Annotated in this window: 5 protein-coding genes; 3 read left to right on the top strand and 2 right to left on the bottom strand. The window is 66.0% G+C overall.

Annotation, left to right across the window (positions count from 1 at the left end; all coding sequences use genetic code 11):
• The 3 genes from R1101_RS0115085 to R1101_RS0115095 all read left to right on the top strand — a co-directional run.
• The coding region (locus R1101_RS0115085; protein WP_016934229.1) for a hypothetical protein at window positions 1-714 on the top strand (714 nt) is incomplete at its 5' end.
• A 107-nt stretch (window positions 715-821) separates the two neighbouring features.
• Window positions 822-1,847, top strand: a complete 1,026-nt coding sequence (locus R1101_RS0115090) for a DUF2235 domain-containing protein (protein ID WP_037223659.1) — start codon at window positions 822-824, stop codon at window positions 1,845-1,847.
• Window positions 1,848-1,941: 94 nt separating this feature from the next.
• Entirely contained in the window at window positions 1,942-3,510 is a 1,569-nt protein-coding gene (locus R1101_RS0115095) for a peroxidase family protein (protein WP_016934231.1), read from the top strand.
• A gap of 9 nt (window positions 3,511-3,519) precedes the next feature.
• On the opposite strand, the gene R1101_RS0115100 is transcribed toward R1101_RS0115095, so the two are convergent.
• Together R1101_RS0115100 and R1101_RS0115105 are read right to left on the bottom strand one after the other, a co-directional pair.
• Window positions 3,520-4,485 (bottom strand): endonuclease/exonuclease/phosphatase family protein, encoded by a 966-nt coding sequence (locus tag R1101_RS0115100; protein WP_016934232.1) that lies wholly within the window; start codon window positions 4,483-4,485, stop codon window positions 3,520-3,522.
• A gap of 118 nt (window positions 4,486-4,603) precedes the next feature.
• The coding region (locus R1101_RS0115105) for a helix-turn-helix transcriptional regulator (protein WP_016934233.1) at window positions 4,604-5,638 on the bottom strand (1,035 nt) is incomplete at its 5' end.

The following is a 5,638-nucleotide window of genomic DNA, read 5'->3' on the forward strand; positions in this document are numbered from 1 at the left end:
GTGGCGTGTGTGGCGTTCTGGATCCGCACCTACGGTCTGCGGTTGGTTCGGCGAGGCCGGCAACGTCGAGTCGTCCGGCACGCCGGATGGAGCGCGATCGGCGTAGGAGTCCTGCTCGTAGCCCTGTCGGTGTCGGCCGTGATGGTGCCGCGGTTCTCCCCGGTGCGCAGCGCGACGCTCGTTCCGATCCTGCTGGCGGCGGGAGCGGTGCTGATCATCGTCGGAGTCGGCATCCGGTCGGCGCTGGGGACGGGCGGCGTCGCGACGGTGTCGGCAGCGGAGCGCTCGACCTGGCTGTTCGCGGGTGTCGCGCTCGTATTGGCGCTGTTCTGGTGCACCAACATCTTCGCAACCGAGTACGGCCGCGGGCAGGCTCAGAACGTCGCGGCCGACCTGTGGGACAAGGAGACCGTCGTCGTCCTGGATACCGCCGATCGCCTGTATGCGCCTGCGAACCTCGTGCACGAGACGGTTCTCGATCCGAGTTCGGAGGAACGATTCGGTTATCGGTATCAATGCCTGCGAACGCTGTTGGTCGGACAGAACTACTGGGTGCTGCTGCCTGCGCGGTGGACGACCCAGTACGGATACGTCCTGGTTCTCCCTGTCGACGAGTACTCGCGCATCAGCATGACGCGGCTGGAAGGGATCGACGAGACCGACGCGGCGAACTGGGATGGGGAATGGACGTGCCCGGAGGTCGCCCCGTTCTGAGACGCCACGTGACCACATTCGCGTAGCGCACTACTCGTGCCTGCCGCACCCCGCCGCGTGACGATCGTTGCACCAGCTTCGAACCGATGCGGCAAGGACGAATCGACATGCCGAAGAACATCATCTATTGCGCTGACGGAACCTGGAACTCGGGAGAGCGTACGCGCACGAATGTGTACCGCTTCCACGAAGCGCTGGCGACGACCACCACTCAGGACAAGATCTACGACCCCGGAGTGGGTACGGAAGGGAACCTGCTGTCCCGCTTGCGCGGTGGCGCCTTCGGGCACGGTCTGATCGAGAACGTACGGGAAGGCTACGGACGTATCGCCGACGTCTTCGAAGAAGGTGACCGTCTCTTCCTCGTCGGCTTCAGCCGCGGCGCGTACACCGCGCGGAGCCTCGGCGGCATGATTGCCTACTGCGGGCTGCCGTCCCGTCGTCCCACCGATCGCCTCGTCGACCAGGCCTTCCATGCCTACCGCAACCGGACAGGCGACGACTCGAAGTGGGCCGGTCCTCGTGACGGAATCCGTATGGTCGACGGGCACATCGAGATGATCGGCGTGTGGGACACGGTCGGAACACTCGGAATCCCGGGTGCGCTCTTCGGTCGGCTCGACCAGAAGGACTACGGCTTCCTGGATACCCGGCTCCATCGGGACGTCAAGGCCGGCTACCACGCGCTGTCGCTCGACGAGCGGCGCCGCCAGTTCCCGCCGACCCTCTGGGAAGGCCCAGCGGCGGACGGGCAGACCATCGAACAGGTGTGGTTCGCGGGAGTGCACTGCGACGTGGGAGGGGGATTCCCGACGACCTCGCTCGCCGACATCAGCCTGGCGTGGATGTTGTCGAACGCCGAAAGGCACGGCGTCGAGATCGACCCGGCCGTCGCGGCGACCTATCCCGCACTCCTGCTGGATTGCACCGCGGCGCTCGGACCGGTCAACGAGTCGTGGAATCCCCTGTGGGGCTTCCCGCATCGCCGGACGGTGGGGGACGATGCGCGCGTGGCCGACTCGGTGGTCTTCCGGGTGACCATGAACTCCCGGTACTCACCTCCGCTGACCATGGACAACAACCCCCGGCGGCTGTCGGCGTCGTACCGGCTCGCCTCGGTGGTTCGCATCTAGCCGGTCTCCACCGGCATCGATATCGACGACGGGAACCTCGATGTTCACACCTTTGCTGTTACCGACTCGCCGTCCACGTCGGCACCACTCCACGATGAAGTTGTCGCCCCTGCTCTCCGGTCGCCTCCCGTGGATCGGGGCCGAGCTGGTCGGGCGGATCCCGGTCGCTCGACGGCAGGCCAGCAGACTGGCGATCGAGAAGTATGCCAACGCTGTGCCGCCGCGTCCGCGCCCGCTGACGCTGGCTGCCGACTACACGACGTGGACGAGTCTGACCGACCGCACCTACAGCGGACGTCACCTCCCTCCGTCCACCACACCGCCGGAGGAACTGCCGGCGGTCGGGGACGTGGTAGCGCTGTTCCGTCGCACCCGTGAGATTCCCTCGACCGACACGAGTGTGTGGTTCGCGTTCTTCGCGCAGTGGTTCACCGACAGCTTCCTGCGCACCAACAGGAAGGACCCGCGGAAGAACGACTCGAACCACGAGATCGACCTGTGTCAGATCTACGGGGTGAACCAGGCCAAGACTGCGATGCTGCGGGCCGGCTACGGAGGCCGCCTCGACAGTCAGGTCATCGACAAGAAGGAGTATCCGCCGTTCCTGTTCGCAGCGCGCACACCGGGGGAGGAGCTCCGGTTCGTTCCGAAGTTCGAGGGTCTGCACAACCGGGAGTACTTGCTGGACACGGTTCTCCCACTGTGTCCGGACGAGCGGAAGAAGTCTGTGTTCGCAGTCGGACTCGAACACGGCAACAGCACGATCGGCAACACCGTGCTGAACGTGCTGTTCCTCCGCGAACACAACCGGATCGCCGGCATTCTCGAAGGCGCGTACCCGGAGTGGGACGACGACCGGTTGTTCGAGACCACCCGCAACATCATGATCGTCATCCTGTTGAAGATCGTCATCGAGGAGTACATCAAACACATCGGACCGTTCGACTTCCCGATCGAGTTCGTCCCGTTCATGGCGGACAAAGCACCGTGGAACAGAACGAACTGGTGTGCCATCGAATTCAACCTCCTGTACCGGTGGCATTCGTTGATTCCGGATTCGGTGGTGTTCGATTCGCAGCGGGTGAGTACGCGGATATTCGTCGACAACAATCCCTTGGTGATCGACGGGGGCATCGAGTCGATCATCGACCAGTGCTCGCGACAGAAGGCGTCGAGGATCGGCCTCGGGAACACCCCGGCCTTCCTGGTCGACCGTCATCCGATGTGCCCCGACCTTGAGTCGGTGGAGGAGAGGACCATCGGGCTGATGCGTCAGGCGCGGCTGCGTTCGTTCAACGACTACCGGGAGGCGTTCGGACTCGGACGACTGACGAGCTTCGCCGGACTCACCGGGGACGTCGAGGTGCAGCAGAAGCTCGCGCGGCTCTACGGCGATGTCGACGCGGTCGAGTGGTACGTGGGGATCTTCGCCGAGGACTATCCCCGGCACCGCATGATGGGGGAGCTGCTGACCACGATGGTCGCCCACGACGCGTTCACGCAGGCGTTCACGAACCCGCTGCTGGCGCGCCACGTCTACCACGAGGACACCTTCTCCGAGGTCGGTATGGGGATCATCGAGCAGACGCACTGCCTGCAGCAGATCGTCGAACGAAACTCGAGCACCTGCGACAAGGCGTACGCGAGCTTCCGCATCGAGTGAGCGGGCCTGTCAGAGGAGACGCACGACGACCGGCGCGTGATCGGAGTTCACTGTGGCCCGCCGCAAGCGGGGGTCTGCGGTGATTCCGGTCAGCGCATCGGTGACCGCTGTGGCGGACTCGAGGTGGTCGAGCAGCCGATGGCTGACGAGGATGTGGTCGATCAGCTCGGGTTGTCCCTCGAAGATCCGTGAGAAGCGGTGCTCCTCGGGAATCAATGAGGCGACGTTCCACAGGCGGGTCCGGTCGCCGTGGTCGGGACGAGGGAACCCGGCGGTGCCGATCTGGGAGCCGGGCGGCCCGTGGAGCACCCGGGTGGTGGCGGCGTCGGCGGTGTCGTTGAGGTCGCCGAGCACGATGACGGCGGGATCGTCGCGCGGCGGCCGTTCCTCGATTGCGCCGTCGAGCAGAGCGGTCGCCGCTGCTCGCACGGTGGCGGCTTCGGCTGCCCGCCGGTAGAGCGCGTAGGCACCGAAGCGGGCACGTTCGTCCTCGTCGCGTGGAGCGAACCGGTTACCGGGATAGGTGAGCAGCTTGGACTTCAGATGCGCGGTGATCAGATCGAGCACACCGATCTCCGTCGCGACCCGAACCCTCAACGCGCCCCGTCCCATTCGCGTGGCGAAGCTGCCGGACGCAGATCCGTCGGCCACCCGCACGGATCCCAGTGGCTCCGGAAAGACGGTGATCTCGGACGAGTCGAGAAACGCCGGTCGGGACACGAAACCCACCCGGATCCCGCGCGGATCCGGATGGGCGGACAGGCATCGGTGCCAGTGGTCCGGTAGCAGGGCGACGAGGTCGTCGAGGGCGGCAGGGTCGCCGACCTCCTGGACCGCAAGGATGTCGGCGTCGACTTCGGTCACGATGTCGGCGAGAGTGTCGAGCTTGCGCTGGTAGACCTCGTCGTTCGGAGGTCCGGATTCGTGCCCCGGACGGTACAGGTTCTCCAGGTTCCACGTCGCAACGGTGACCATGCGCTCCTCCCGGGATCTCCGCGTCGTCACGATGCGGATCCGGACGGCGCTGCGTTCTTCTCCCCAGCATGGAGGGCGGCCGTCGGCATGTCGCGAGTAGCGCACTACTCGTCGAGCGTCACTCGTCCTCGTTGCGCATCAAGCGTCCGAGCTGCTCACGATCGCAAACACCGAGCTTGATACATGCCCGATAGAGATGGCCTTCGACGGTGCGGACCGACACGAACAGTCGCTCGGAGATCTGCCGGTTCGTCAGACCCGTGGCGACGAGCGCGGCGATTTCCCGCTCGCGGGCGGTCAACGGCAAAGGGTGGGCGGCCGACTGGATCGCAGGTGTCGTGATCCCACCGCAGCGGGCGGCGAATTTGAATGCCCGGGCGGCGGATTCGGTGCTCTGTCGCCTGTCGCCGTCGTGCGTGTGGGCGGACGCCGCGAGCGCTGCGGCATCCGCAGCGTGAAGGAACAGCCCATGTTGCTCGAAGTCGTCGCTGACCGCGTCCAGTTCGGCCGCATCCGCCTTGGCCACTGCGGCCGCGTGGCGGGCTTGGAGCGACGCCACCGGACCGTCGACGTGGTCGACGAGTTCGGCCAGGCGGCCCGCGACACTGCGGTCTCCGAAGCGCGCGGCGTCGTGAAGGGCGTCGGCCTCGACGGCGTACTGCCCGGACGTGCGGGCGGCCTCGGCGGCTTCGCGGGCGAAGGCGACGCTGCGCTGCTCGGAGTTCTCGGCGGCAGCCAGCCAGGACTGTGCGATCAACCGGGCGGGACGATGGATCGCCGTGTGGAGTCCGGTGTGTTCGTCGGCGTCGTCGAGGACACGCTGTGCTTGCTGGGGTTGCCCGAGTACGGCGTACGCCTTGGCCAGAAGAATGGTTGCGGGCACTCGCCACGGCAGGGGAACTTCGGCCGTGAGCGCAGCCAGCGCCTGTTCGATCTCCGAGACGACCTCGGGAAAGCAACCGCGGTTCGTGTGGATCACGGCGGCCATGATCTTGGAGATCGCCCATGCGAGGTACTGACCGGACGAGGAGAAGTGCGAGATCTCGGCGACCCGCTCTTCCGCCAGCGCGAGGTCGCCGATCTGGGCGAGGGCGACGACGTCGCCGTACCGGATCATCGTGCGGATCATGCCGTCGGTCGATTTCCGCATGTC

The organism is Rhodococcus sp. R1101 (assembly GCF_000278445.1).
GTDB lineage: Bacteria > Actinomycetota > Actinomycetes > Mycobacteriales > Mycobacteriaceae > Rhodococcus > Rhodococcus gordoniae.